At 29.8% G+C, this 557-nt stretch carries 2 protein-coding genes; both read left to right on the forward strand.

Annotated features, from left to right (window positions below):
- Nucleotides 1-71 (forward strand): ATP-dependent Clp protease proteolytic subunit (locus FUA24_RS07415; RefSeq protein ID WP_187388205.1); only part of this gene is annotated, 71 nt, incomplete at its 5' end.
- Nucleotides 72-145: 74 nt separating this feature from the next.
- A partial coding sequence (locus FUA24_RS07420) for a ClpX C4-type zinc finger protein (protein WP_317131944.1) occupies nucleotides 146-557 on the forward strand: 412 nt, incomplete at its 3' end.

Here is a 557-nt window from a genome sequence, read left to right on the forward strand (position 1 = left end):
GAGATTACTGGATGAAAGCCGATAAAGCTAAAGAATACGGTATGATTGACGAAATTTTAACAAGAGATTAAAATAAAAATTTGTAACTTTAATTTATTGTAAATTAAATGTTTACAATTAATTTTATCAAAACCAAGATTGATTAATGGCAAAAGAAGAGTTAGAATGTTCATTTTGTGGTAGAAAAAAATCAGAAACCAACTTATTAATAGCTGGTTTAGATGCTCACATTTGTGATAGATGTATTGAGCAAGCACATGGTATTGTGTTAGAAGAATCTAAACAAAATGAAAGTAATGATTTATCAGCAGAATTAAAACTACGCAAGCCTCAACAAATAAAATCGTTTTTAGATGAGTACATAATTGGGCAAGACACTACTAAAAAAGTAATGGCTGTTGCAGTTTACAATCACTATAAACGTTTATTACAAACGCCAACTCAAGACGATATTGATATTCAAAAAAGTAATATCATTATGGTTGGGCAAACCGGTACAGGTAAAACATTAATGGCTAAAACCATTGCAAGAATGTTAAATGTGCCGTTAGCTATTG

It is taken from the genome of Seonamhaeicola marinus, assembly GCF_008085455.1.